General features: G+C 40.4%; 28 protein-coding genes. 5 read left to right on the forward strand and 23 right to left on the reverse strand.

Annotated features, from left to right (window positions below):
- Position 1 precedes the first annotated feature (1 nt).
- From hemW to gpr, 5 genes are all read right to left on the reverse strand, one after another.
- Positions 2-1147 carry a radical SAM family heme chaperone HemW gene (gene hemW, locus AC0KTX_RS03095; protein ID WP_474250768.1) on the reverse strand — a complete coding sequence of 382 codons (1146 nt, stop codon included), beginning with the start codon at positions 1145-1147 and terminating at the stop codon, positions 2-4.
- Between the two features lie 74 nt (positions 1148-1221).
- Positions 1222-3051, reverse strand: coding sequence for a translation elongation factor 4 (gene lepA, locus AC0KTX_RS03100; protein ID WP_474250769.1), 1830 nt, complete (start codon positions 3049-3051; stop codon positions 1222-1224).
- Between the two features lie 157 nt (positions 3052-3208).
- Positions 3209-3559, reverse strand: a complete 351-nt coding sequence (locus tag AC0KTX_RS03105) for a DUF3679 domain-containing protein (RefSeq protein ID WP_474250770.1) — start codon at positions 3557-3559, stop codon at positions 3209-3211.
- A gap of 184 nt (positions 3560-3743) precedes the next feature.
- Positions 3744-4919: a stage II sporulation protein P gene (gene spoIIP / locus AC0KTX_RS03110; RefSeq protein ID WP_474250771.1), complete on the reverse strand. Its 1176-nt coding sequence runs from the start codon at positions 4917-4919 to the stop codon at positions 3744-3746.
- Positions 4920-4989: 70 nt separating this feature from the next.
- Positions 4990-6099, reverse strand: a complete 1110-nt coding sequence (gpr, locus tag AC0KTX_RS03115; RefSeq protein ID WP_474250772.1) for a GPR endopeptidase — start codon at positions 6097-6099, stop codon at positions 4990-4992.
- A 199-nt stretch (positions 6100-6298) separates the two neighbouring features.
- Between gpr and rpsT the strand changes: the two genes are divergently transcribed.
- On the forward strand, positions 6299-6565 hold the full coding sequence (gene rpsT / locus AC0KTX_RS03120) for a 30S ribosomal protein S20 (protein ID WP_474250773.1): 267 nt from the start codon (positions 6299-6301) through the stop codon (positions 6563-6565).
- 60 nt (positions 6566-6625) lie between these two features.
- On the opposite strand, the gene holA is transcribed toward rpsT, so the two are convergent.
- Positions 6626-7642: a DNA polymerase III subunit delta gene (gene holA / locus AC0KTX_RS03125; protein ID WP_474250774.1), complete on the reverse strand. Its 1017-nt coding sequence runs from the start codon at positions 7640-7642 to the stop codon at positions 6626-6628.
- A 334-nt stretch (positions 7643-7976) separates the two neighbouring features.
- On the opposite strand from holA, the gene AC0KTX_RS03130 reads away from it, so the two are divergent.
- Positions 7977-8111 carry a YqzM family protein gene (locus AC0KTX_RS03130; RefSeq protein WP_474250775.1) on the forward strand — a complete coding sequence of 45 codons (135 nt, stop codon included), beginning with the start codon at positions 7977-7979 and terminating at the stop codon, positions 8109-8111.
- Between the two features lie 38 nt (positions 8112-8149).
- Here the strand turns inward: AC0KTX_RS03130 and AC0KTX_RS03135 are convergent, their stop codons facing one another.
- The 3 genes from AC0KTX_RS03135 to AC0KTX_RS03145 are packed head-to-tail and all read right to left on the reverse strand — an operon-like array spanning position 8150 to position 11732.
- Positions 8150-10450 carry a DNA internalization-related competence protein ComEC/Rec2 gene (locus AC0KTX_RS03135; RefSeq protein WP_474250776.1) on the reverse strand — a complete coding sequence of 767 codons (2301 nt, stop codon included), beginning with the start codon at positions 10448-10450 and terminating at the stop codon, positions 8150-8152.
- Between the two features lie 21 nt (positions 10451-10471).
- Entirely contained in the window at positions 10472-11032 is a 561-nt protein-coding gene (locus tag AC0KTX_RS03140) for a ComE operon protein 2 (protein WP_474250777.1), read from the reverse strand.
- A 46-nt stretch (positions 11033-11078) separates the two neighbouring features.
- Positions 11079-11732, reverse strand: coding sequence for a helix-hairpin-helix domain-containing protein (locus tag AC0KTX_RS03145; RefSeq protein ID WP_474250778.1), 654 nt, complete (start codon positions 11730-11732; stop codon positions 11079-11081).
- A 94-nt stretch (positions 11733-11826) separates the two neighbouring features.
- Here AC0KTX_RS03145 and comER point away from each other — a divergent pair, with 94 nt between their 5' ends.
- Positions 11827-12654: a late competence protein ComER gene (gene comER, locus AC0KTX_RS03150; RefSeq protein ID WP_474250779.1), complete on the forward strand. Its 828-nt coding sequence runs from the start codon at positions 11827-11829 to the stop codon at positions 12652-12654.
- A 69-nt stretch (positions 12655-12723) separates the two neighbouring features.
- Here the strand turns inward: comER and AC0KTX_RS03155 are convergent, their stop codons facing one another.
- Genes AC0KTX_RS03155 through AC0KTX_RS03190 form a run of 8 tightly spaced genes read right to left on the reverse strand, consistent with a single transcriptional unit; the run spans position 12724 to position 17754 of the window.
- A complete protein-coding gene (locus AC0KTX_RS03155; RefSeq protein ID WP_474250780.1) occupies positions 12724-13467 on the reverse strand; it encodes a class I SAM-dependent DNA methyltransferase in 744 nt (247 codons plus the stop codon).
- On the reverse strand, positions 13464-13817 hold the full coding sequence (gene rsfS / locus AC0KTX_RS03160) for a ribosome silencing factor (protein ID WP_474250781.1): 354 nt from the start codon (positions 13815-13817) through the stop codon (positions 13464-13466). The genes AC0KTX_RS03155 and rsfS overlap by 4 nt, the downstream gene beginning before the upstream one ends.
- Complete coding sequence (gene yqeK / locus AC0KTX_RS03165) at positions 13814-14392, reverse strand: bis(5'-nucleosyl)-tetraphosphatase (symmetrical) YqeK (RefSeq protein ID WP_474250782.1); 579 nt, start codon at positions 14390-14392, stop codon at positions 13814-13816. Before yqeK ends, rsfS begins: the two co-directional genes overlap by 4 nt.
- A complete protein-coding gene (locus AC0KTX_RS03170) occupies positions 14382-14951 on the reverse strand; it encodes a nicotinate-nucleotide adenylyltransferase (protein WP_474250783.1) in 570 nt (189 codons plus the stop codon). Before AC0KTX_RS03170 ends, yqeK begins: the two co-directional genes overlap by 11 nt.
- Positions 14952-14971: 20 nt before the next feature.
- The gene (gene yhbY, locus AC0KTX_RS03175) at positions 14972-15265 is read right to left on the reverse strand and encodes a ribosome assembly RNA-binding protein YhbY (RefSeq protein ID WP_474250784.1); all 294 of its coding nucleotides are present in this window, start codon (positions 15263-15265) and stop codon (positions 14972-14974) included.
- Positions 15265-16107, reverse strand: coding sequence for a shikimate dehydrogenase (gene aroE, locus AC0KTX_RS03180; RefSeq protein ID WP_474250785.1), 843 nt, complete (start codon positions 16105-16107; stop codon positions 15265-15267). Before aroE ends, yhbY begins: the two co-directional genes overlap by 1 nt.
- Before the next feature lie 23 nt (positions 16108-16130).
- The gene (gene yqeH, locus AC0KTX_RS03185) at positions 16131-17231 is read right to left on the reverse strand and encodes a ribosome biogenesis GTPase YqeH (RefSeq protein WP_474250786.1); all 1101 of its coding nucleotides are present in this window, start codon (positions 17229-17231) and stop codon (positions 16131-16133) included.
- Positions 17232-17235: 4 nt separating this feature from the next.
- Positions 17236-17754 (reverse strand): YqeG family HAD IIIA-type phosphatase, encoded by a 519-nt coding sequence (locus AC0KTX_RS03190; protein WP_474250798.1) that lies wholly within the window; start codon positions 17752-17754, stop codon positions 17236-17238.
- 309 nt (positions 17755-18063) lie between these two features.
- On the opposite strand from AC0KTX_RS03190, the gene sda reads away from it, so the two are divergent.
- A complete protein-coding gene (gene sda, locus AC0KTX_RS03195; RefSeq protein ID WP_474250799.1) occupies positions 18064-18204 on the forward strand; it encodes a sporulation histidine kinase inhibitor Sda in 141 nt (46 codons plus the stop codon).
- 312 nt (positions 18205-18516) lie between these two features.
- Entirely contained in the window at positions 18517-19239 is a 723-nt protein-coding gene (gene sigK, locus AC0KTX_RS03200; protein ID WP_474250787.1) for an RNA polymerase sporulation sigma factor SigK, read from the forward strand.
- Between the two features lie 48 nt (positions 19240-19287).
- Here sigK and AC0KTX_RS03205 read toward each other — a convergent pair whose 3' ends face one another.
- The 6 genes from AC0KTX_RS03205 to AC0KTX_RS03230 all read right to left on the reverse strand — a co-directional run bounded on the left by AC0KTX_RS03205 (position 19288) and on the right by AC0KTX_RS03230 (position 24988).
- The gene (locus AC0KTX_RS03205; RefSeq protein WP_474250788.1) at positions 19288-19521 is read right to left on the reverse strand and encodes a YrhC family protein; all 234 of its coding nucleotides are present in this window, start codon (positions 19519-19521) and stop codon (positions 19288-19290) included.
- 92 nt (positions 19522-19613) lie between these two features.
- Complete coding sequence (gene mtnN / locus AC0KTX_RS03210) at positions 19614-20321, reverse strand: 5'-methylthioadenosine/S-adenosylhomocysteine nucleosidase (protein WP_474250789.1); 708 nt, start codon at positions 20319-20321, stop codon at positions 19614-19616.
- A gap of 185 nt (positions 20322-20506) precedes the next feature.
- Entirely contained in the window at positions 20507-21163 is a 657-nt protein-coding gene (locus AC0KTX_RS03215; protein WP_474250800.1) for a YrrS family protein, read from the reverse strand.
- A 40-nt stretch (positions 21164-21203) separates the two neighbouring features.
- Entirely contained in the window at positions 21204-22976 is a 1773-nt protein-coding gene (locus AC0KTX_RS03220) for a peptidoglycan D,D-transpeptidase FtsI family protein (protein ID WP_474250790.1), read from the reverse strand.
- Between the two features lie 65 nt (positions 22977-23041).
- Positions 23042-23518 (reverse strand): transcription elongation factor GreA, encoded by a 477-nt coding sequence (greA, locus tag AC0KTX_RS03225; protein ID WP_474250791.1) that lies wholly within the window; start codon positions 23516-23518, stop codon positions 23042-23044.
- Between the two features lie 198 nt (positions 23519-23716).
- Complete coding sequence (locus tag AC0KTX_RS03230) at positions 23717-24988, reverse strand: peptidase U32 family protein (protein ID WP_474250792.1); 1272 nt, start codon at positions 24986-24988, stop codon at positions 23717-23719.
- Between the last annotated feature and the right edge of the window lie 146 nt (positions 24989-25134).

Here is a 25134-nt window from a genome sequence, read left to right on the forward strand (position 1 = left end):
ATCAACTAAATGCAAGAAAAGCTTGGAACACTTCGTTTCCCAAAAGTTTTCCTTTTTCGGTCAACGCAATATATTCATCGTTTTCCACCAGCAAACCGTTTCCCTTTTGTTCCTCGATTTGCAAACCAAACACATCTTTCATATGGCGGCCGAATTTATCAAAAAAACGCTTTTTCGATACCCCTTTCGTTTTTCTGAGACCGAGAAACATTTCTTCCTCCATTATTTCTTCTTCTGTTAATTCATGTTCAAAAATATAAGGAGCACCATCGTTTTTCGTTATCATTTCCACATATTTTTTCAAAGGACGAAAATTTTCCCTTCGCACCTTTTTTAAATAGCTGTGCGCTCCCGCTCCAAATCCATAATACTGTTCATTGTTCCAATATGTTAAATTATGCTTGCTTTCAAAACCTTTCTTCGCAAAATTGCTGATTTCATATTGGCGGAAGCCGTGCCGTTCCATTTCTTCCATGACAAGCTCGTACATGGAAGCCTCCAAATCTTCTGTCGGAAGGCGAAGCTTTCTTTTCCGCATCATATTATAAAAAACTGTTTTCGGTTCAATGATTAACGAATAAGTTGAAAAATGCTGCACTTCCAAAGAAAAAGCAATGGAAAGCGTCTCCTTCCAATCTTCCAGCGTTTGATCGGGCAGGCCGAACATCATATCAATGCTGATGTTTTCAAATCCTGCTGCTTTCGCATTTTTGATCGATTGAAACACTGCCTCATTTGTATGAGTTCGCCCGATCATTTTCAGCAGGTTTTCTTGAAATGTTTGCACGCCGATCGACAACCGGTTGACTCCGGCATTTTTTAAGACAGACAGCTTCTCCATTGTCAATTGGTCGGGATTCGCTTCCACCGTAAATTCTTCAATCTTGTCGATCGCAAAAGTTTGATGAATGGAAGACATTAATTGATCAAGCTGTTTCGCTGAAAGTGCGGTTGGGGTGCCGCCTCCGATAAAAACGGTTTTAATGCCGTCATGCGGCGGGACTCTCTCCAGCGTTTTTTTCATTTCAATCGCTAGAGAATGCAAATATTCATCAACGGGCTGATTTTTTAAAAAAAATTTATTAAAATCACAATAATGACAGATTTGTTCACAGAATGGAATGTGAATGTAAGCAGCTTCTACCATCTCAATTCACCTGCTTTTTCATAAATTGCTGAATGCCGCAGTTGTTCTGGGCACTGCGGCATTCATAAAAAATATTATTTTTTGTTCTCATCCATTTTTAGCACGGCCATGAAAGCTTCTTGAGGCACTTCAACGGAGCCGACTTGCTTCATCCGTTTTTTTCCTTCTTTTTGTTTTTCAAGAAGTTTTCGTTTGCGGGAAACATCCCCGCCATAACATTTCGCCAGCACGTTCTTCCGCATTGCTTTAATGGTGGAGCGGGCTATGACCTTATTGCCGATAGCGGCTTGAACCGGAACTTCAAATTGTTGTCTTGGAATCAGCTCTTTTAACTTTTCGACGATCACTTTTCCCCGCTCATATGCACTGTCCCGATGGACAATAAAAGACAACGCATCAATCTTATCCCCGTTCAGCAGAATGTCCATTTTTACTAGTTTTGACGGTCTATAACCGATCAATTCGTAATCGAATGAGGCGTACCCTTTCGTGCTCGATTTCAATTGATCGAAGAAATCATAAACGATTTCCGAAAGAGGAATTTCATAAACGATATTCACGCGTGTTTCATCTAAATATTGCATATCGATAAACTGCCCGCGCTTCCCTTGACAAAGCTCCATAACGGATCCGACATAGTCGTTCGGCACCATGATGCTTGCTTTCACATATGGTTCCTCCACCTTGTCAATCTTCTGCGGATCTGGCATGTTGGAAGGATTATCGACCGAAACGACTTCGCCATCTGTCAAATGAACGTGGTAAATTACGCTCGGTGCAGTTGTAATTAAATCGATGTTAAATTCTCGTTCAATTCTCTCCTGTATAATTTCCATATGAAGCATTCCCAGGAAGCCGCAGCGAAAACCAAATCCTAAAGCCTGCGATGTTTCCGGTTCAAATTGCAGAGCCGAATCATTGAGCTGCAATTTTTCAAGAGCATCCCGCAAATCATTATATTTTGCGGTATCAATCGGGTACATTCCGCAAAAAACCATCGGATTCAATTTCCGGTATCCAGGAAGAGGCGCATCAGCAGGGTTCTCTGCACTTGTAATCGTGTCTCCCACCCTCGTGTCGCTCACATTTTTAATGGAAGCCGTTAAGTAGCCGACATCGCCGACGGTCAATTCATCAACAGCTACAGCCTTCGGTTTAAATACGCCTACTTCCGTTACTTCAAACTCTTTTCCTGTCGCCATCATTTTAATTCGGTCGCCGACTTTTACCGAGCCGTCAACCACACGAATATAAGCGACAACTCCCCGATAAGAGTCGTATAGCGAGTCAAAAATAAGAGCTTTAAGCGGCGCCTCCGGATCACCTTGCGGCGCCGGAATATATTTCGCAATTTTTTCCAAAATCTCATCAATTCCAATTCCCGCTTTTGCCGATGCCAAAACCGCTTCGGAAGCATCAAGACCGATGACATCTTCAATTTCCTTGCGGACTCTTTCAGGTTCCGCACTTGGCAAATCAATTTTATTTATAACTGGTAAAATTTCCAGATCATTATCAAGTGCCAAATAAACATTGGCCAATGTTTGCGCTTCAATTCCTTGTGCCGCATCCACAACTAAAATGGCGCCTTCGCAAGCGGCAAGGCTTCTCGAAACCTCATATGTAAAATCGACATGGCCGGGTGTATCAATTAAATGAAAAATATATTCATTTCCGTCAGTTGCTTTATAAGTCAATTGGACTGCATTCAATTTAATAGTAATTCCGCGCTCCCGTTCAAGATCCATTGAATCAAGCAGCTGCTCTTTCATTTCTCTCTGTGTAACAGCTGCCGTCTTTTCAAGAATGCGGTCAGCCAGCGTTGATTTCCCATGATCGATATGGGCAATAATGGAAAAGTTGCGGATTCGTTTTTGTCGATCCAATTTTTCATCTTTGTTCATGTATCAATCACTCCTACCAGCCAACTAAGCTAGCTTTGATTATATCAATTGAAAAATGAAGATTCAATGAAAAGTTCAGGTGGTTTGTAAATCAATGGAAGAATATAAAAATAGGGCTCAGTTCGATTAACTGAACCCTTTTGTAACAGCTGTTTTCTTAATTCCAAACCGTTTCCACAAGCTTTTTAACACCTGCCAACAAGGCGGAAACTCCTTTTTGCACGATATGCGCCAACCCTTTTCCCAATTCGGAGAAAACATTGAATGCTTCAATTTGTTCAAGCTGCTGCTTTCTTTTTGCTAAATCGTGCCCCGTTACCTCATGACCAAGAATCGATGCTTCCATTTCTTTGCCGTCCTTGTAAACTATTTGAAAGGCATCCTCCGTTTCCTCCGTATGGTATCCTCTCATTTGTTGAATCCCGGTGTTTGCCTGTTGGATGCCGACAATGACACCAAAAAACATTGTAAATAACAAAAGAAGAAATTTCAGCATGAACTTGATCATGTTTCCTTCCTCCCATTTCTTTTTCACCTTGAATCGTTTTCTTTCGTACATAAAAGGAAAAAATGCGAATCAAAGCGTTGAATGCATGGCGATTGACAAAAAGGGAGACGGTTGATTTTCAGCAAACAATTGCGCAATGACATGGATTGCTGCTATGTCATGACGGCCTCTGTGGCCTTTTAGACTATTTCTTTTGCGCTTGGTTGACATTGACTTTTTCAGCTTGCCAATAATATTCGCTAAAAACGTTTGCCACTGCTTCAACCGTCCTGCTCAATTCTTCCATGTTGTTGTCAACTCCGCCAAACTCCACCAAAAGGGCGCCCTCCGATAAATCTTGATTGTATATGCCATTGACGCCTTCTCCTTTTTTAGAAAAAACGCCTCTGCTTAATCCTGGATAATGCTTTTCGAATAATTGATGCAAATCCTGTGCAATTTTTTTATTTTTATCGGCATTGGGGTTATTCCCTCCGATGATGAATGCGATTTTGGCATATGGATGGCCGTTTATCGTGGCGGTTGTATGTTCCTTTCTTTGCGAATCACGATGAATGTCAATGATATATTGAAAATCTCTATTTGATGCGATCGCATTTTTCACAACAGGTCTTGATGCATCATAAGACTTGTAATACTTCCACTTTTTTTCGTTTAAAATGGTTTGGATGTTCGTCTTATCGACTTTCGCACCAATTCCTCTTTCTTCCAATTCTTGACCGAGCTTTTCTCCGACCAACGTGACATTGGCTTTTGAATGGAAAGGGGATTTCGCTCCATTTAATAATGGATAGTAAGATTCTGTTGTATGGGTGTGGTAAATAAAGACGACCTTCCTCCCATCTGTTGTGAGATTGGGAGGCACCTCCCGTTTTTCCTCCCCTTCCACATCCTCTAAATGTTCGATTGAAGCTTCTCTTTCTTCAAGAAGAACTTCCGTTGGAGGGGCAGATTCGATCGGCATGTTTGTATAATTCGTTCCTTCCCCTGCCACAATAATATCGCCGTCAAAGAGTGAAAAACCGGGAAGCTCCCTTCCCAGCAAACTTCTCGGATCATCGGGATTAATGCTTGTTGTTATTTGTAAGAGAAGGGAGGAAATTGGAAAGTCATGTTTTGAAAATTCAGGCGCCGCTTGGGAAAAATAATGGTTTTCAAAATTTATGAAATAAAGAAACATTTCTCCGCCCATGTTTCCTGCAATTTCATGAATGGAATTTGATTGCGGCCTATACTCGCTTTGAATGGACGTCAACAACCCTGTTAAGAAAAACAAGAGAATGATGAAAATAAAGGCAAAAGCAATCAGTTTTTTCACGCTTGTCCCGTCAACTGTTACGACCATCCCCCGATGTTTCATGCAAACATCCTCCTCCAAGGCTTGTCTATAGAAAAAATATATGCAAGCTATGGAGGAATAGAACAATCGATTAGTGGGTGTAAGCACCGCTGTTGGTTTCGTCTACTTGGGAATGCAATGCCATATTTAATCCGTTGGCAAGCACGTTTGCCATATCTTCTATAAATATATCCACTTCTTTTGGCGTCACCATTAAATTGTGGCCGAGCGGTGCGAGAACTTCTTGAATGAGCGCCCGCTTTTCATTCTCATTCAAGACGCCTACCATTCCTAAAAACCGCATCCTTTGATCTTTTTCCGGCAAATCTTTATTTGTCAGCTTTTTTTTCTCGCCAAAGCTGAGCCAAGAAGGAGCAAGAGCTTTTTTCGGGCGGCCTGCTTCACGCATTTCCTTGCCTAGATGTTTTAAAATAAAATCGATAGTGTCGCTTGTAATCGATACAGCATCAACTACCGTTGGAATGCCGACTGAGATGACGGGAACACCGATCGTTTCCTTACTCAATTCCTTCCGATTGTTCCCAACGCCTGAGCCCGGATGTATGCCGGTATCAGAAATTTGGATCGTGCTGTTGACCCGTTCAATGGATCGAGCAGCTAATGCATCGATGGCAATGATAAAATCAGGCTTCGATTGCTGAACGACCCCGATAATAATATCTGATGTCTCGATTCCTGTGAGGCCCATTACTCCTGGAGCAAAAGCGCTGACTGAACGGTATCCATCTTGAACGTTTTCCGGTTCAAGCTTGAATAAATGTCTTGTAATCAGCAAATTCTCACATGTCAATGGCCCCAATGCATCCGGGGTCACGTTCCAGTTTCCGAGTCCGACTACTAAACAACTGTCATCTTTTGTAATATCAAGTTGTTCTAAAAAAGAACTGAACTCCTTTGCAAAAACGTTAGCCACATTTTCCTGAAGCTCAGTATCTTTATAGCGGATTCCCTGCACTTCAAGCGTCAAGTACTTTCCCTTCTTTTTTCCAATGTTTGCTTCGCCTTTCTCCGTTATTTCCATATGAACAACATGAATACCATTGTCTTCCTTTTCTTTTGTAATGACTCCATCAACGGAACCATCAGACTTCTTTTCTTTTTCGATCGCCAAATCCCGTGCTTCCAAAGCTAAGTCTGTTCTCACATTATATTTGCTCAAATCGATGGACGATTCATTCATTTATGTCACCTCAAACTGAATTTTTCTCTATTTTTTCCAAATTCAGCCCGTTTCATTCTTTTTCAGCCCTTTCACATCATTTCCTTTACATTAGTATTGCAAAAGAAATGACCGTTTGATAGAATATCATTTGTTCTATATGTATATGAATTTGGCGAGTTGAATAGATCTCGGATGTTGAGTAGGAGGTGGAAGGCAAGTGGCAAATATTAAATCTGCTATTAAACGTGTCAAAACGAACGAAAAGCGCCGTGCTCACAACGCATCGTTCAAATCTGCCATGCGTACAGCTATAAAGAAATTTGAAGCTTATGTGGCAAACAATGATGTTGAGCAAGCAACAGCAGCTTTTAAAGTGGCAACGAAAAAAATTGATAAGGCTGCCTCAAAAGGCATCATTCATAAAAATGCCGCAGCTCGTTTTAAATCTCGCTTAGCTAAAAAATTAAACAGCCTGTCAGCATAAAAAAAGGCAATCATCAAGCATTTTTCTGCTTGTTGATTGCCTTTTTTGTACTTTTTTAGGCTAACGGCACAAATGCAGCAAAAGCAGTTCAAGTGCAAATTTTTTGTCTTTCTTACCGGATTTGATTTCATAATCCGTTTCAGCCAAAGATTTCAGGATGTTCTGCAGTTCTTCTTCTTGGAATGATCTGCTTTTTTGCATCGCCAATTTGATGCGGAACGGATGAACTTTTAAATTTTGGGCGATTTGCGCTTGTCCATAACCGGATTTAGCAAGCTCTTTCACTTGCGATAAGAGTCGGAATTGCTGCGCAAGAAGACTTAAAATTTTCACAGGTTCTTCATTCATTTTTATTAAATCATAATAGATTCTAAATGCTTCTTCCGCATTTTTCTTTACAACCGCATCAATAAGTTCAAAAACATTTTGTTCAAGCGATCGGAAAACGAGTTCATGAACTGTTTGAACAGTGATGATATTGCCGCTGCCAACATATGTACACAATTTATCGATTTCTTTGTTCATGACCATCAAGTTTCCGGCTGTTTTTTTCATCAGTTCCAAAACCGCTTCCTCTTCAATTTCTATATTTTCCTGCTTGGCTTTTTCTTTGATCCAACCAACCGTTTCTTCTTCTGAAAAGGAATTCATTTCCACAACGGTTGCGTTTTTCTTAATTTGTTTCGTTAGTTTTTTTCGTTCATCAAGTTTTTCGTGCGGCAGGAAAAGGACGAAAACGGTAAATGGCGCCGGATTCTTTATATATTGTTCGAATTTTTCAAATCGGTGCTCCACCTTTTCTTTTTTCTTTTCGCTTGTTAAAAAATATGGATTTTTCGCAATCACCACTCTTCGTTCACCAATAAAAGGCATTGTTTCTGCATCCTCAACAGCTGCATCCAATTCTGTTTCTTCTAAGTCATAGACAGAATAACTAAATTCATTTTCACCCTCACGTATTGCTTCTTTAACAAGCAGCCGGATAGTTTCCGTTAATAAAAATGTTTCTTTTCCATAAAATAAATAAAGACGCTGAAACTGCTTCCGTTTAAATGAATTCCATAAATCAGCAATCATCTTCCATTCCCCTAAAATAAATTATGCTTCATTAAGCATAAAAGGAATTGTTCGATTTCGCAAGGGTTCAAAGTGCTGAGTTGGTAAAACCAATCTTATCATGAAAGTGGAAATCCCAGCGCTTAAAGCATAGAGGATTGGCAAAACCAATCCTCCGATCTATTTAAACGTTTTTTTGCAAGCCCCGGGACACCTGCAAAAAAACGATAATCTTAATTTTATGTTGTCCTTCTCTCGAATGAATATAGTTGTTAATCGTTGGACATGGAAAGAGCATATAGATTTTTTCCCTGAAATCGCTTATACTACTAATGATGATGAGGAGGGGTCACAAGTGAACGAATTTGAGCAAAATGTACAAAGCAAACGGAATGATGCAGTGGATTCTGCTGTCGGTTTCATCGTGTCCTTTGGTTTTTTTGCAACGCTGTTCATCATTGCCACAGCGATCAAACTTATTGGCTCATGATTGAAAGAGACTGCTTCGCTGCAGTCTCTTTCCCATTTTTATAATGTATCGTATGGAGGATAAAATAAAAATGTTCCACCTCTTTTCCCTCTAAATTTAAACTGAACCGCTCCCATTTGATCAGTCCGCAATATATGGACCCTGTTTTTCTTTAATCTTTCGATCACTTCCTTGTGAGGATGGCCAAAACGGTTTTTTCTGCCTGCGGAAATGATGCCGTATGTTGGCTTGACTGTTTTTAAAAACGGTTCGGAAGTAGACGTTTTGCTTCCGTGATGGCCAATCTTGAGGACATCTGCAGTAAGATTAGGGAATGTTTCAAGCAGCGCTTTTTCTCCTTGTTCTTCCAGATCACCGGTAAACAGCCATTTCATGCCGCCAAATTCCGCCAACAACACTAACGAGCCGTCATTTTTCGAGTCGGATTGCGCTGTTGGCGAAAGAATATGAAACCCGTTTACAACGTCCCCTGCTTCCGCCTCATAAATATCGATCCCTCTCTTTTGCGCTTCGTAAAGAATTTTTCGTTCCAGTTCATCTCTCATAAAATTAGCGGGAATTACAATTTTATTAATCCGGAAATTGCGTATAATGGCAATCGCTTCTCCAATATGGTCATAATCCCCATGTGTTAAAAATAAAACATCAATTTCATTGATTCCTTTCGAACGGAAATATGGTATGAGCACTTGACGACCAATCGAATATTGCTCCTTTTCCTCTTGCCAGCTTTCTTTTTCAAAGGAAACTGCGCCTCCTGTATCGATTAAATAACTTTTGCCTAAACCAGGCTCTTTTATAAAGATGCTGTCGCCTTGTCCAACATCAAGTACGGTCACTTCCCCCGGCTGAATCATTTTCACGGCCAAGAAAAGAAAAGCCGTTCCACATATTGCCGCCAGCATGGATCTCCACCACTGAACAATTGGTTTTTGTTCCATTTGCATAAACAAAAACAGAATGATCAAGCATAACAGGATCATAACGCTAAAGGGCAATTTCCCGGTGGTTATCACAAAAACATCGAATTCAGCACAGAAATGCGCCAACTTGGCAGAATAAGAAAACATCCAATGAAGGAGCAAAGTGAATAGGCTGCTAAGCTGATTCGGAATGACAGAAACAATGAGTGTAATGAGTACGAAAGGAAGGAATATGAAAGAATAAAGTGGGACAAACAAAATGTTCATCACAATGCTTAACAATGAAAATTGATGAAAATAGTAACAAATAAGAGGCAGAGAAGACGCCTGAGCAATTAAAGAAACAGTTGCTAAAGAACTAAAAGGATTTTCACATTTTTTAAAAATTCGTTCTGATGCAATCAGCGCAAATGTTACAACATAAGACAGCTGAAAACCGATATGAAAGATGTCATACGGACGGAACCATACCATCAGCAAAAAACTTAAGGAAATGGCATCTTCCGGCGGAACAGGCTTCTTGAACAGCCTTCCGATCAATAGGAAGCCAGCCATCAGTGCTGCGCGGACGACAGGTGGGGCACCGCCGGTAAAAACGGCATAAACAGGAAGAAACAATAGGACAATGAAGATCGTTTGTTCTCTTGAAATCCCGATTCTTACAAGAATTCGATACAGGACGAAAATGACGATCCCCACGTGAAGACCCGAAATCGAAAGCAAGTGGACAATCCCGAGCTGTCGATAAACTTCCAGATCTTCTTGCGGTATACTCTCTTGATCACCGACGGTTAAAGCTTTGACAAAGCCAGCTGTTTCTTCAGGAAAATGATCATCCAGCCAGCCAATTATTTTTTGCCGGTAATGATGAATAGAATCCGTCAGCTTCGGTTCGTATGTGCAATGATTTATGCTCGTGATTTCAAAAATCCAGTGGATATGTTGATAAAATAAATATTGTTGATAATTGAAAGCATGTTCATTTGTGTTTTTTTTCGGACGTTCAAGATCGCCCGAAAAATGGCAGACATAACCTGGCTTCCAATTGTATCCGTTTCTCTTTTCTGCTTTTGATTGAAATGTATACCTCGCCATTAGCTTTTCCTGATCTTTTGTTTGCAACGTAAATGTTATTTGATCGCCGTCAATATGCGGTATCGACACAAATCTTCCAACCGTTGTGAAATCGCCTTGACGGTATTTCGTTACATTGCTATGATCATACCACTGAAAATAAATGAACATGGAGGCGAAAGAGAAGATGGCGATAACAGCCGTTTTTGTTTTCCTGTTTGCCTGCAAGAAAAAAAGAAGGGCGAGGAAAGCGCCGAAGGGGAGATAGAAAAAAGAAGAAGCAGGTGTTGAAATAGCGGCAAATAAAACGGACATTGCCGCAAATACCCATTGACCTCTCAAGAACAATAACCTCCTTTTTGGTCAGTCAAAAAGCCTGCTTGCTTGATCTTTCCAATGATTGACTTCCTCCTGATCCAATCCCGTTTTTTCCAACAAATGCAAAAGGTTTTCAACATAATTCCTTTTTTCTTGATGTTTTCGGTCAATGATGCTTTCATCAAATATAACTTGTTCGACACGGACTCCTGCTTGTTCAAACAGTTCAATGGCGTACGGATGGTTTTTGTAGTCTTTCGCATAATAGACGTTTTTGATGCCTGCTTGTATGATGGCTTTTGAACAAGGCAAACATGGGAAGTGCGTTACATATATTTCCGCCCCTGCGGTCGCAACCCCGAATTTAGCGCATTGCAATATGGCGTTGATCTCTGCATGAATCGTGCGGACACAATGGTTATCAATTACATAGCAGCCTTCATCAATGCAATGCACACCCCCGGCGATGGAGCCGTTATACCCGCCGGCAATGATCCGTTTGTCGCGTACGATCGTTGCACCAACGGCCAGCCTTGTACAAGTGCTTCTAAGCGCTAACAAATGGCTTTGCGCCATAAAATATTGATGCCAAGAGATTCTTTCCATTTCAGCCCCTCCTCACAAACATTCTTTTTCAGTTTAGCGGCAAACATCAGTTTCCGTCAACGGTTATTTCATTTTTGATTTTCTCAAACGTTTTTTCACCAATTCCGGAAACCTCCAGCAAATCCTCAGGTTTTTGAAAAGGCCCGTTTTCTTCTCGGTAGGCGATAATCGCTTCCGCTTTCGAAGGCCCAATTCCTGTTAAATTTTGTAATTCTTCCTTTGCAGCCGTATTGATGTTAATCAACTGTTTGGATTCATTGGATGGAGTTGAGAGATTTTGTCCTTCAGCAGTATTTTCAAAGAAAGCTGCCGTTGTTTCCATTTTTTCGCCAACAGATGGGATATATACAACCATTCCATCCTCCAGTTTTTTGGCAAAATTTATCCGCTTCTCATCCGCTTTCTGATCTAGCCCCCCTGCTTTTTCAACGGCGTCAAAAACCCGGCTTGACGGCTCCAATTGGTAAACACCCGGCTTTTTCACCGCCCCTTTCACATCGACATAAATCGTTTTCAATTTTCCTTCCTCTTCACGTTCCATTGGTTTCTCTTCCTCTACATGTTGCAAAGGAGAAGCGGTCATTAATTCATTTTTTTGTGCTGGTTCATTGGAACGGCTTCCGATTACGTAAAAAATGGCGGCCGCTGGAATCAGCAGCAAAAGCACACCGTATTTCTTCATGAAAAGACGGAAATCCATAAAAAGACATTCCCCTTTCTAAAGATTCATTCATAAATAAAAAGAATGGAACATATCGTGTAGGAGAGTTTTGAAATAAGGAGGGGTGAAAGAAATGAAGATAGGTTTTATAGGGACTGGCAATATGGGGCGGATCCTCATCGAAGCCTTTGATGAAGCAAATGTGTCAACACCCTCTTCCATGTTCATTACAAACCGAACGCTCCAAAAAGCGCTGGCAATAAAGGAAAACATACATGAAATAAATGTATGTTCGTCAAACATCGAAATCATTCAACAAGCTGACATCATTTTTTTGTGTGTTAAACCTTTGGATATGCCCTCTCTATTAGCAGAAATAAAAAACAGCTTGAGAGAGAACCAATGCCTCATCTCGATTACAAGCCCGATATCTGTCGAACAAATTGAAACAATCGTCCCATGCCAAGTTGCCAGAGTCATTCCAAGCATTACAAACAGGGCTAAAGCAGGTATTTCCCTTATTACTTTCGGAAAAAGCTGTCATGATGGTGCAAAAAGAACCATCGAATCCATGTTTTCCAAAATTTCCAAGCCCGTACTGATCGAGAACGACATTACCCGTGTGGCTTCTGACATTGTCAGCTGCGGACCGGCCTTTTTCAGCTTTTTAGTACAAAAATTTGCTGAAGCAGCCGAAGAAGAGACAAATATTTCAAAAGAAACTGCCATGAATTTGGCAACAGAAATGATCATAGGAACGGGCAAATTGCTGGAAAGCGGTTTTTATACTTTGCCGGATTTGCTAGAGAAAGTGAACGTAAAAGGAGGTATAACTGGAGAAGGAATCAAAATACTTGAGAATGAGATAGGCGATATGTTTCATAAACTATTTCAGAAAACCCATGCAAAATTTGCAGATGAATTGCAAAAAGCAGCGGATCAATTTGAATCAATGTTATGATTCGACAAGGCCTAGCAAAAATCCTGCTTGAAATTAAAAAAACCATCGAAAAAAGTTATTCGATGGTTTTTACTCTTTCTTTGCTACAAAAAATAGCCTTTCCGCTTGATCGATCGACGTGTTTGCAAAAAAACCGGTTGTGATGTCGATCAAAACAAAGCCGCACTTTTTGAGCATATTCCTGTACTCGGAAACGGGAAACGTCCGTTGAAGATGATCTTCATCAAAGCGGACGTATCCGGAACGGTCTTTCACAAAAAAAGTTAATTCATGGATGACACTGTGCGGATAAGGACCAGCAAAACATTTCCAAATGTAGCTGACATCCTCGTCATTTTCAGCAAAGACAGCATTTTTCAAAACATGTTCCACTTTGTAAACCGAATGTACATCAAAAACGAGTAAACCGTTCTCATTCAATTGTTTAAAAACCGCTTGAAATGTCCGGATGACATCTTCTTCCGTCAACAAATAATTTAATGAATCGCAATTGATAAATATTGCGTCCATTTTGTCAAATCCGCTGAGATCCCTCATATCTTGCTCCACTAAAAATGCATGGCAGCCATTGTTGATCATTTTTTCATTGGCGACAGCCAACATTTCACCTGAAAGATCAACGCCTGTCAAATTATATTGGCCGAATTGGGCAAGTTTGCACAAAATTTCGCCCGTTCCGCAAGCCAAATCAAGCAGACGATTGCCTCCGTTTCCGTATCGCTGAAACGTTTGATGCAAAAATTGGCTCCATTCGTCATATGGAACATCATCCATCAATCGATCATAAACCGAAGCAAAATCTTTGTAGATCATGCCAACCACTCGCTAACATCTTCTCTTGGAGCATCCCCCCACAATTTTTCCAAGTTGTAATAACTCCTTTCATCGCGATGGAAAACATGGGCAACGACATCTCCAATGTCAATTAAAACCCATTTCGCTTCATCAAAGCCTTCAAGCCGTTTCACCGCAATGCCTTTTTCATCCGCTTTTTCCTTGATTTCATGGCAGATCGCTTGCACCTGCTTAGGATTATTGGCATGGCAAATCACAAAATAATCGGCGATCAGGGAGATTCCTTTCATATTCAGCACGACGATCTCTTCCGCTTTTTTATCATTGCATGCTTTTACTGTTAATTGTAAAAGATCATGAGCATTCATCGAACAATGTCACTCCTCTTTTTCAACAGCAATGCGTTGTATGTTTTAAATGTGTCAGGATAAACCGGCTGTTGTTTTTTCATTAAAAACATAATGGTATTGGCTATTGATTGAATAAGAGCTTGATCTAAGTTTTCCTCCGCCATCTTTCGCACCTCATCTACACCTGGAAAACTTCTCCCTGGTTCGATATAATCAGCTAAATAAATAATTTTATCCAAAAGCGTCATTTCTTCACGACCCGATGTATGATAACGAATGGCAGCCAAAATTTCTTCATCGGTAATGCCGACTTCTTTTTCGACCAAGTACGCTCCTACAGGTGCATGCCAAAGTTCTGAATTGTAAGCCAGTAACTCTTCCGGCATTTTTTGTTCCAAAATGATTTTTTTCATTTCCTCTTTTGGCCGAAATTTTGCATAATCATGAAAGATGGCAGCGATCTCCGCTTTTTTTTCATCAGCACCATACTTGGCCGCCAAATAAACAGCCGTTTCCATCACACCGATTGTATGTTGATAACGATGTTCTGTTAAAGCCTCTCTTACAATTGCCAGCGCTTGATTACGTTCCATATAGATGATTCTCCTCTATATACTGTATTACTTTTTTTGGTAAAAGATAGTCGACCGTATAGGCCTTTTCCAGTCTTTTGCGTATCATGGAAGAGGAAACATTAAATTGCGGGACTTCCACATCAATGATGGGATATTTGCTTTCCATTGAGTAACCGGGACGCTTGATCCCAACAAAACTCACCAATTTCACAAGTTCCTCGATTCGATGCCAATGCGGCAAGTATTCAATCATATCCGCGCCAATAATAAAATAAAAATGGGCGTAATGATATTTTTTTTTCAACAATTTCATCGTGTCATACGTGTAAGAAGGGCCAGGCCGATCCAGTTCGATCGTTTGAATTTGAAAATAAGGATTTTCTTCAATTGCTAATTTTAACATATTTAAACGATGTACAGATGCTGTAATGTGTTCATCCTGTTTGTGAGGCGGAATGTGGTTTGGCATAAACCATACTTGGTCTAAATGGAGCGAATGAAGCACTTCATTTGCCATGATCAAATGTCCGTTATGCGGGGGATCAAATGTTCCGCCAAAAATTCCTATTTTTTTCATTTTTTACACCATCCGAGCAATTATGAAGGCAAAACAATTTGTTTGTTTTCTTTTGATTCCTTATATAATACAATGATATTTCCAATGATTTGCACGATTTCTGCATCGGTTCCTTCGGCGATTTTGGCTGCAACTGATTGCTTATCATCCCCGCAATTTTGCAATATGCTTACTTTGATCAATTCACGGGCTTCTAGGCAATCATTTATCTGTCCGATCATTTCCTCGCCAACCCCGTTTTTCCCCACTTGAAAAACGGGGTCCAGTTGATGGGCGAGTGAACGCAAAAACCGCTTTTGCTTTCCTGTCAGCATCATATAGTCCCCCTTAATTTCTCGTATAAAAGCTGTTTCATTCTTTCTGCATCCGGCTCTTTCCCCGTCCAAAGCTGGAAAGCATATGCCCCTTGGTGCACCAGCATCCCGACACCATCTACAGTTGCCAGTCCAAGGCTTTCGGCTTCTTGTAATAAAGCTGTCTGAATTGGATTATAAATGATATCGGCAACGACGGTCTTTTCATGAACGTGCCCCTTTAAATCAATCGGTTTTTCATTCACATTCGGCTTCATCCCGATGGATGTCGTTTGGATCATGACATCATATGGATCTTTTGATTTTGCAAACTGTTGATATGTGAAAACTTCACCTTTCACCTCAATAGGGCAGTTTTCCTTTAGTGCATGAGCCCGCTCCACCGTTCTGTTCACTAGATCGATATGGGAAAATCCTTCCTTTGCAAGCGTTGTATAAATCGCCCGAGCTGCTCCGCCTGCTCCAATTATCAATACTTTTACATTCTGTGGATGGACATCCACATGCTCTTTCAGCGAACGATAAAATCCGTAACCATCCGTATTATATCCTATCAACTTTCCATTATCATTCACAACGGTATTGACTGCATGAAGCAGCTGCGCCGATTCGTCCAGTTCATCGAGAAAAGGAATGATGGCTACTTTATGCGGAACGGTCACGTTAAAACCTTTTATTCCTAGTGCTTTCATCCCCTTCACTGCGATTTCAAGGTCTTGTTTTTTAACATGGAAAGCGTGGTAGCGCGCCTTGATTCCCAAGTTCATGAACGCATCGTTATGAATGATCGGCGATAAAGAATGTCCGATCGGATCCCCAATGACTCCGAAAACTTGTTCCATTTGTCCTCTCCACCCTTTATTTTTTATATTAGCGAATGGCGAACACCAACATGAACCCCTTCTGGCGCATAAGCGACCACTCGTTTAGAGCCGTCATGTATCGTCACCCAGCCGAGCCCTGAAAAGACGATATCAGTTTTTTTGTCATTTACCGTAAACTCATGTGGGACTAAAGAAGGGAAGGTTTTCATCGTCTCCTTTCGCGGCGGCTGCAAAAGCTCTCCTGCATGAGTTTCATAAAGAGCATCGGCATTCTCCAGCTTTGTTCTGTGAATCTTGATTTCGTTCGGAAGGTAGCAAACAATCGATGAACGGCCTCCTTTGACATAATCGATTCTTGCCAAGCCTCCGAAAAAAAGAGTTTGCCGTTCATTTAATTGAAACACTCTCGGCTTAATTTCCTTTTTCGGCGACAAAACCTTTAAATCCCGTTTATCTACAAAGTGAGCCATCTGATGTTTGTTGATGATTCCGGGTGTGTCGTATAAAATAGCTCCATCACTCAGAGGCACTTCAATCAGGTCAAGAGTTGTGCCTGGGAAATGGGAAGTTGTAATCACATCGCCATCACCGGTCACTTCTTGAATGATCCTGTTGATGAATGTAGATTTGCCGACATTCGTGCAGCCAACTACATAAACGTTTCCGCCATTCCGGCAGCGGTCGATGGCAGAAGCGGCCTCTTTCATTCCCAGTCCTTTATGGGAACTGACTAAAAACACATCAAGAGGCTTTAACCCGTAATCTTTTGCTTCCTTTTTCATCCACCGAATCACTTTTTCTTTTTTCACTGACTTGGGAAGAAGATCGATTTTGTTGCCGATCAATAAAACAGGATTATGTCCCACAAATCGTTGAATGCCTTGAATCCAGCTTCCATTAAAATCAAAGATATCGACGATTTTCACAATAAGCGCTTTTGTTTCTCCGATTGCATGCAAAATTTTCAAAAAATCATCATTTGATAAAGAAACATCCTGAATCTCGTTGTAGTGCTTCAAGCGAAAACACCTTTGGCAAATCGGCATGTCTTTTTCTAACGCAGCTTTTGGTGCATAGCCGATGTCATTAGGATGTTCGGTTTGAATTTTCGCACCGCAGCCGACACAAACCCTCGCTGTCAAAAAATCACTCCTCCCAATGAAGCATACCTTTTCGTTTCAATAAGGACAAGATTTTCCGCTCAATTTGCCGGTTAAATCTTGTCCAAAAACCGTCAGTTGATGCGACGGGTATAACTAAAATAGTATGAAATCCGCAGCGGTTTCCTCCTAGCACATCTGTTAGCAATTGATCTCCGATGACTACTACTTCTTCTTTTTTCAGTTCCATTTGTTTAAGGGCTTTTTTAAATGCTTTGCTTCTAGGTTTTTTCGCTTTTGAAATAAAAGGAATTCCAAGCGGTTCAGAAAAAGATCTTACTCGTTTTTCGTTATTATTCGAAACAATGGTCACTTTAATCCCGTTTTCTTTCATGATTTTAAACCATTCTTTCAATTTTGGGGTCGCGCTTGGCCTGTCCCATTCCACTAGCGTATTATCTAAATCGGTAATAATTCCTTTAATTCCTTTTTCTCTCAATGATTCAGGAGAGATATAAAAAACGCTTTTGACAAAATCTCCAGGCAAAAAATGTTTAAGCAAAATCAACACCTCTTATTTAATCCGGGTAGATGAATGCTAAACCATATCATACCGAATTTCTAGTAGACTTTCAAAACAAACTTTGCTTGCAAAAAAATTTCGACATTTTCAGAAAACAATCAACAGCTGTGAATAATTTTATACACAATATTCACACAAATAAAATCAGCATTAAAAAAAGATATAAACACCATACCCACAGGTTATCCACCAAAAGCTGTGGATAACAGAACGGTTGTTCTCTATCAAAAAACATGATAGATTTAGGTTAAGAAATAAGGGAGGTGTCCATAAATTCCAATGTTGTCATCTATTAGAAGTTTATCGGATGAATTTTTAATCGAATCTTATATTAAAGCGACAGAAATGAATTTAAGCAAAGACTTTATTGAACTGATAGAATTGGAAATGAAACGCCGCTCTTTATCCCGTGAATTAACACCCTCGTCCTAGCGGCGGACTTCCATTTTTTCTTTATTAAACCTTTCAATCGGAATCATTTTTCATCTATACCCCAATAAATGCGTCTTAGCCCAAAAATTGATTTTTTCAACACCAACCTAATCTTTCCGCAATCCTCCTCATCTGTTTTTCACAGCTATTCCGCTGACGTTTTATTCTTTGTTTTTATGATTCACCACGTTGCCAAGGATCTTTTAGCCTCTTTGCATTTTCTTTTTCCGCCCCGCATTTTTCCTAGGTACAAACAAGGACAAGGTGTCCCATTCATACAATTTACTAATATGGTCGTGCGGGGGTGAAAACATGTCGGGGCTTTTAACCGCTTTAAGCTATTTGATGAAAGAATTAGTTTTTCTTGTTTCTTATGTAAAAAACAACGCATTTCCACAACCTCTTTCCCCTGGTGAAGAAAAAAAATATCTTAGTCGGATGGCAAAAGGAGATGAAAAAGCAAGAAACATCCTCATTGAGCATAATTTGCGCCTTGTCGCCCACATTGTTAAAAAATTTGAAAATACTGGTGAAGATTCCGAAGATCTTATTTCCATCGGAACAATCGGGTTGATCAAAGCAATTGAAAGCTACTCTGAAGACAAAGGAACGAAACTTGCAACATACGCCGCAAGATGTATTGAAAATGAAATTTTGATGCATCTACGTTCCTTAAAAAAAACGAAAAAGGATGTTTCGCTTCATGATCCGATTGGCCAAGATAAAGAAGGCAATGAAATCAGCTTAATCGACGTATTAAAATCGGAAAATGAAGACATTATCGATATGATCCAATTAAATATGGAATTGGAAAAAATTAAAAAATATCTTTCCATTTTAGACGAAAGAGAAAGAGAAGTAATCGTCGGTCGTTTCGGGTTAAATATGCAGCAGGAAAAAACCCAGCGTGAAATAGCGAAAGAGCTTGGAATTTCCAGAAGCTATGTTTCAAGAATTGAAAAGAGGGCTCTCATGAAAATGTTTCATGAGTTTTACCGAAATGAAAAAAAACAGAGGTTGTCAGACGGCCGCTAAACAACAAAAGAAAGAGCTTTTCCCTCTTTCTTTTTGTTGTTCCATTTGTTAGGTATCAATATCATCAAGCTTTTTTTGGTATTTGGACGAAAGGATTGAACATACAGCCGAAGCAGTCAGCAAAAAAAAGGAGGCAACGGCTAAAAGCGTTTTTTCAAAAACATCCTGCGGCGCTTTGTTTGGAATCCACAGCCCAATATATAAAAAAGTGGCCACAGCCAGCAAAACAAGGGCATAGTGCTTAAAATCATCAGCCAATTCTTTTAATTTTTTATGATCCAATTCTATCACCTGATCTATAAAAATTCTTTATTAAAAAGATACCATATAAAATCAGGTTTTCGTTCAAGCAATTATTGCCATTGTGAATGCCGCTAAATTTTTTGCTTCGTTAACTCTCCGATCATTTTCATGACCATTTTCGATGAATGAATGGCTGCCTGATCCAAAAATTGCTCAAAGGAAATGTGGGACTCCTTTCCGGCAATATCTGATAAGGCACGGATCACAACAAATGGCGTATTAAATTTATAGCATACTTGAGCAACTGCGGCAGCTTCCATTTCAACCGCATACAAGTGAGCAAATTTGGAGCGGACAAAATCTACTTTATCCGGATCGTTCATAAAAGAATCGCCCGTTGCGATGGCCCCTTTGACAACTTGGACTCCGGAAAGTTCTTTCGCTTTTTTCTCTGCAAGTTCCACCAGTTTTTCATCTGCTTTAAACGCAGGTGGTAAGCCCGGAACTTGTCCGAATTCATAACCAAAAGCCGTAACATCTACATCATGATGGCGGACTTCAGTGGAAATAACGACATCCCCTACATTTAATGATTCATGAAACCCGCCTGCAGAACCAGTGTTGATCACATAATCCGGCTGATAGCGATCCAAGAGAAGCGCAGTGCTTACAGCCGCATTCACTTTTCCTATGCCTGATTTCAGCAAGATGACATCAGCATCATGCATTGTGCCAAACATAAAGGTGCATCCAGCAATTTCTTCTGTTTGGCGATTTTCCATGTTTTCTTGAATAATGCGCACTTCTTCATCCATTGCCCCTATGACAGCAAATTTCATGGCAAGCATTCCTTTCTTATTTTTTTCCATTTAATTTAAAATGTTAGAAAAAGCCTTCATTGTTTCTGCCATCGAACCATAAAAAATCGGCAAACATTATTTTATCACCTTTATCAAACATCCTTCCATAGGATCCAGGCAGTTTATATGCAAATAAAAAGCTGGAGAAACAGCCTCCCTCCAGCTTATTTCAACACTTCCACTTTTGTCGGCTTCCATCCTTCTCCATCTATCCAAGTAATGGATACCCTATATGTTTTTCCGTCTGTTTTGTTTTTTATAGTGCCCTTTGCATCATTAGGGCTTCCGTTATTGCCAATCCATAGTGTGACCATATTTTCCAGCGGAACACCTGTTGCATAACTCAAAGCTTTTTCCATTTCCTTCCAATCCGTAGACGCCTTTTTGTAAGTGGTCACATGATCGCCTGTCTGCACTGTGCCAACAGGCTTCCAATTCGGATTTTCGATAATTTGTTCCACACCGCTGCCCGGTTCTCCTTCTGTCACAGTTGCTCCTTCAAGAGGATTTTCCCCGTTTGCTTCTTCTGATGGTTCTTCCGAATTTGTTTCTATTTCTGTTTGATTCGCATCTTCCTGCACAGCTTTTTCATCTAATTGTTTTGTTTCTTTATCATCAGCTGAAGTTGTTTCATCCTTCTTTTCTTCAGAACTGGCCTGCCGGTTGTCCGGCTCGCTCGAATTGACTTTGTCGGCATTTCCGCCGATAAACAGCTGAGAAGCAATAACGAGGATTAACAAGGCGACAATCCCAATTAAAATATTTAAAATCATATTTGCTTTTCTTTTTTTATCGCGAATTTCATAACGTGAACCCGCCATTTCCCCGTTCACTCCTTTATTCTTGCTTTCTTTTGACTTTTTATTGTAGCATACTTCTTTTCTCTTTTGCATCATAAATAGCTTCCACCATTTCGTAAAACACATCGTTTGTCGCCGCCGACCCGCTTCGATTATACATATCAACGACAACTAGTGCATATTTAGGCTGTTCAGCGGGGAAAAAACCAGCGAACCATTTATGATACAATGGCTCTCCTTTTGCATTCTCCTTTCCCGTCTCTGCCGTCCCTGATTTTCCGGCAACATGGACTGGCAAGTCTTGAAACCTCTGCCCCGTTCCTTCCGGATTTTCAACAACTTCTCTTAAAAGCTTTGTCAATTTCGAAGCTGTTTCAGAAGCAATTGTACTTCCCCTTAACGAATGATCTTTAAACGCAAACATAGTAGTTCCATTTTTATACAATATTTTATTGACCACTTTTACTTCTTTTTTTTCCCCTCCCCGGGCAATCGTTGCCATCATATTCGCCACAGCAAGGGGTGTCACCTTGACGTTTTTTTGCCCGATGGCCGTCTGAGCAACAGCTTTCGCAACTTTTTTATCTCTTTCATCCCCCCAAATAACCCCTTTCTGTTCTCTTGGAAGCTGTTTAAATGGATCGTAATGAAATACACTCCCTTTCCAGCCAGTCATTTTAAGCAGGCCTAACTTATCAGCGTACTCTTCCATTATATTGCTTTTTTTCGAGATTAATTCTTGTCCGATCGCTGCAAATGTATAATTGCAGCTTCTCGCAAAACTGTCTGTAAAACTGAGCATTCCGGCTCTTTTCTCTTCATCCTTCTCGAATTTGCCGTAAACATCACGGTCACAATTAAAACGTTGTTCCAAATCGACCAAGTGAGTGTCTATGGCTGCGGCTGCAATGACCGTTTTAAAGACAGAACCGGGAAAAATAGCTTTAAGCATTCTGTTGTCATATGAATCAGCGTCATTGCGGTTCAGATCCGGTTTCGAAACCATTGCCAAAACTTCGCTGTTTTCGATATCAAGAAGGACAAGGCCTCCTTCTTTTACATGATGCTTGGCTAAAATTTCTTCTCCTTTCATCTGTAAATGTTTATCAATTGTCGTCTGTACAGTGATCGGATAAAACGGATTAGAATCCGCAATATATTTTACGTTAACACCGAAAAGCGGCCGTCCGATTCCATCGACGTGGTATAAAAGCTTGACCTCTTCCTCCGGCTGCAAAAACTCATCAAATGCTTCCTCTAAACCTAACACTCCTACTTTCGGTTTTAAAGACACGCTTTCCTTATCAGGGTATTTTTTTTTCCATACTTTTTCGTTTTCACTAGTTATTCCAAGCAAATGTGAGGCGATTTTGTCCTTTTGCTCGGTTTTTTTAAAAACGCCGAAAACACCCGGAATGTTCAGTTCATTGATGGCTTTAATATCGTCTTTAGTAAGATCAAGCCCTGTTTCTTTATTTAAGATCACTGGTTCATGATCTGTTTTTTCAAGCAAAGATTGAATGTCTTTTTCATGAATCGGGACAATTTTTTTCAGTTTTTCGATCGGCCATTGGTAATTTTTCAAAAAAGGAAACAACACGAGGGACGGTTCATCCTCTGAACCAAGAGGGTTTTGGTTCCGATCGACAAAACGGCCTCTGCCGTCGTCAATGAAAACTTCCTGTGTTCGCTGCTTAACACTTTCTTTCATCAAATTGATATGATGCGAAGAGAAGGACTCCGTATTGATAAGCTGAATGTGCGCAAGCCTGAAAATCAAAAAAGCGATGATGATCATCAAAAAAATGCCGAAGCATTTCATTCTTTTGCTCATAAAAAACACCTCGTCTTCATTTTCGACGAGGTGCTCGTTTCTTAAACAGTTTAAGGCGGTCGTTATCAATCGACGCGCACAATTTTTACTTTCATTTCGCCGCCTGGTGTTTGCACAACAACCTCTTCACCGACTTGGCGGCCTAATAAGCTTTTTGCCATCGGTGAATCATTGGAAATTTTCCCTTCAAACGGATCGGCTTCAGCGCTTCCGACGATTGTATAGGTTTCTTCTTCTCCATCAGGCAATTCAATAAATGTAACCGCTTTACCAAGAGAAACAGTCGTCTTATTCTCTGAGTCTTCTTCAATAATTTTTGCATTGCGAATCATATTTTCAAGGGTTGTGATACGGCCTTCGACAAAAGCCTGTTCCTCTTTTGCCGAATCGTACTCGGAGTTTTCAGATAAGTCTCCGAAGGATCTGGCAACTTTAATACGCTCCACCACTTCTTTTCTTCTGACCGTTTTTAAATACTCCAATTCTTGCTCAAGCTTTTCTTTTCCGGCTTTTGTCATTGGGTATACTTTTTCCTCAGCCAATATACGTCACTCCTTCTCTTACTTTGTATCCCCCTCAAAGATTCCTTAAAAATGAAAAGAACTTTTCTGCCGCAATCCGCAACAGAAAAGAATCTTTTATGACATTTCATATAAAAGGGAATCTTTATCTATGCTATGTTAATACAAAATACACAATTGTTCAAGAAAGGGTTTATTTTTTTGCCATGAATTCTTTCCCTATCTTGTCTCCTTTCTCATCATATTATACGGATGAAGCGGGACTTCGCATTTGAAACGGACAATTTGCAGCGGATGTCTTGCAGCATCCAGTTCATTTCCTTCTTCATCCCAAATTTTTTCAATGACCATTTGGAAATTGTCGATTTGCGGTCCGAAAAATTCCACTTCATCCCCCGGTTTGAAATGGTTTCTTTGCTGCAGCGTGACCATTTTCGTTTCAGGATTCCAGTCAAGCACAAGTCCGACAAAATCGTACGCCGTTTTTTTGCTATGTGTTCCAAAAAGCTGTTCATGATATCCCGGCACACCTTCAAAGAAAGCAGGAGCTGTCTCTCTGTTAGCGCATTTATCCAGTTCATCAAGCCATTCCTGTTTCATGACAAAATGATCAGGATCAGCACAATACGCATCAATCACTTTTCGATAAACACTTACAACCGTTGCCACGTAATGAATGGATTTCATTCGGCCTTCTATTTTCAAGCTGTCGATGCCGAGTTCAATCATTTTCGGAATCGATTCGACCAGTTTTAAATCTTTTGCACTCATGGCAAACGGCGCATCTTTTTCTGTAAACAATGGGACTTCTTTTCCTTTCACATATTCATATAAATCATAATCCCAGCGGCATGACTGGCAGCAGCCGCCTCTGTTCGAGTCTCTTGCTGTCATATGGTTGCTTAACGTGCAGCGGCCGGAATAGGCGATGCACATGGCTCCATGAATAAATGTTTCAATTTCAATATCGACTTTTTCTTTAATTTCTCTTATTTCTTCTGCGCTTGTTTCCCGTGCAAGAACAACCCGTTGCAAACCTTCTTCCTTCCAAAATTGAACGGCTTTCCAATTTGTAAGTGATTGCTGCGTGCTTAAATGAACTTCCAATTTCGGAGCCACTTTTTTACAAGTTTCGATAATAAGCGGATCAGCAACAATTACACCAGACACTCCAGCATTTTCCAGTGCTGCCATATATTCTTCGAGCCCGGGAATGTTTTCATTATGGGCATAAATATTTGTCGTCACATAAATTTTTGCTCCGTACTCATTGGCAAACCGGACTCCCTCTCTGATCTCTTCAATTGAGAAATTGTCGGCATTTGAGCGCAAACCGTACTCTTGTCCGCCGATAAATACCGCATCTGCCCCATACATGACGGCAATTTTTAATTTTTCCAAATTTCCTGCGGGAGCCAGAAGTTCAGGTTTTTTTGTGATGACGCGCTTTCCGTTTATCACTTCAGAAATATTATCTTTGACAGCGGGCATCCGTTTTCCTCCTCGTATACTAAGTTTCAGAAAGTTTTTTTATCGAATTTCCAGTCCGATACGCTCCTTGACAATCGCATATCTTGGGTGGTTGCCTTTGTGGGAGGGGCGCGCCCCTCCCACAAAGGGTTGAGCGTACCGGGGTT

This window comes from Aeribacillus sp. JST-2, assembly GCF_056032925.1.

Bases quoted from the DNA above. Each gene is read 5' to 3' on its own strand.
- holA (WP_474250774.1), bottom strand. From the start codon at position 7,642: ATGATTGCTGATTTATGGAATTCATTTAAACGGAAGCAGTTTCAGCGT.
- sigK (WP_474250787.1), top strand. From the start codon at position 18,517: ATGTCGGGGCTTTTAACCGCTTTAAGCTATTTGATGAAAGAATTAGTT.
- hemW (WP_474250768.1), bottom strand. From the start codon at position 1,147: ATGGTAGAAGCTGCTTACATTCACATTCCATTCTGTGAACAAATCTGT.
- yqeK (WP_474250782.1), bottom strand. From the start codon at position 14,392: ATGGAACGTAATCAAGCGCTGGCAATTGTAAGAGAGGCTTTAACAGAA.
- mtnN (WP_474250789.1), bottom strand. From the start codon at position 20,321: ATGAAATTTGCTGTCATAGGGGCAATGGATGAAGAAGTGCGCATTATT.
- yhbY (WP_474250784.1), bottom strand. From the start codon at position 15,265: ATGCTGACAGGAAAGCAAAAGCGGTTTTTGCGTTCACTCGCCCATCAA.
- AC0KTX_RS03230 (WP_474250792.1), bottom strand. From the start codon at position 24,988: ATGCCCGCTGTCAAAGATAATATTTCTGAAGTGATAAACGGAAAGCGC.
- AC0KTX_RS03140 (WP_474250777.1), bottom strand. From the start codon at position 11,032: ATGGAAAGAATCTCTTGGCATCAATATTTTATGGCGCAAAGCCATTTG.
- AC0KTX_RS03155 (WP_474250780.1), bottom strand. From the start codon at position 13,467: ATGATCTACAAAGATTTTGCTTCGGTTTATGATCGATTGATGGATGAT.
- aroE (WP_474250785.1), bottom strand. From the start codon at position 16,107: ATGGAACAAGTTTTCGGAGTCATTGGGGATCCGATCGGACATTCTTTA.
- AC0KTX_RS03105 (WP_474250770.1), bottom strand. From the start codon at position 3,559: ATGATCAAGTTCATGCTGAAATTTCTTCTTTTGTTATTTACAATGTTT.
- rsfS (WP_474250781.1), bottom strand. From the start codon at position 13,817: ATGAATGCTCATGATCTTTTACAATTAACAGTAAAAGCATGCAATGAT.
- AC0KTX_RS03145 (WP_474250778.1), bottom strand. From the start codon at position 11,732: ATGGATTTCCGTCTTTTCATGAAGAAATACGGTGTGCTTTTGCTGCTG.
- spoIIP (WP_474250771.1), bottom strand. From the start codon at position 4,919: ATGAAACATCGGGGGATGGTCGTAACAGTTGACGGGACAAGCGTGAAA.
- lepA (WP_474250769.1), bottom strand. From the start codon at position 3,051: ATGAACAAAGATGAAAAATTGGATCGACAAAAACGAATCCGCAACTTT.
- comER (WP_474250779.1), top strand. From the start codon at position 11,827: ATGAAGATAGGTTTTATAGGGACTGGCAATATGGGGCGGATCCTCATC.
- AC0KTX_RS03170 (WP_474250783.1), bottom strand. From the start codon at position 14,951: ATGAAAAAAATAGGAATTTTTGGCGGAACATTTGATCCCCCGCATAAC.
- gpr (WP_474250772.1), bottom strand. From the start codon at position 6,099: ATGAATGAATCGTCCATCGATTTGAGCAAATATAATGTGAGAACAGAC.
- AC0KTX_RS03220 (WP_474250790.1), bottom strand. From the start codon at position 22,976: ATGAGCAAAAGAATGAAATGCTTCGGCATTTTTTTGATGATCATCATC.
- AC0KTX_RS03215 (WP_474250800.1), bottom strand. From the start codon at position 21,163: ATGGCGGGTTCACGTTATGAAATTCGCGATAAAAAAAGAAAAGCAAAT.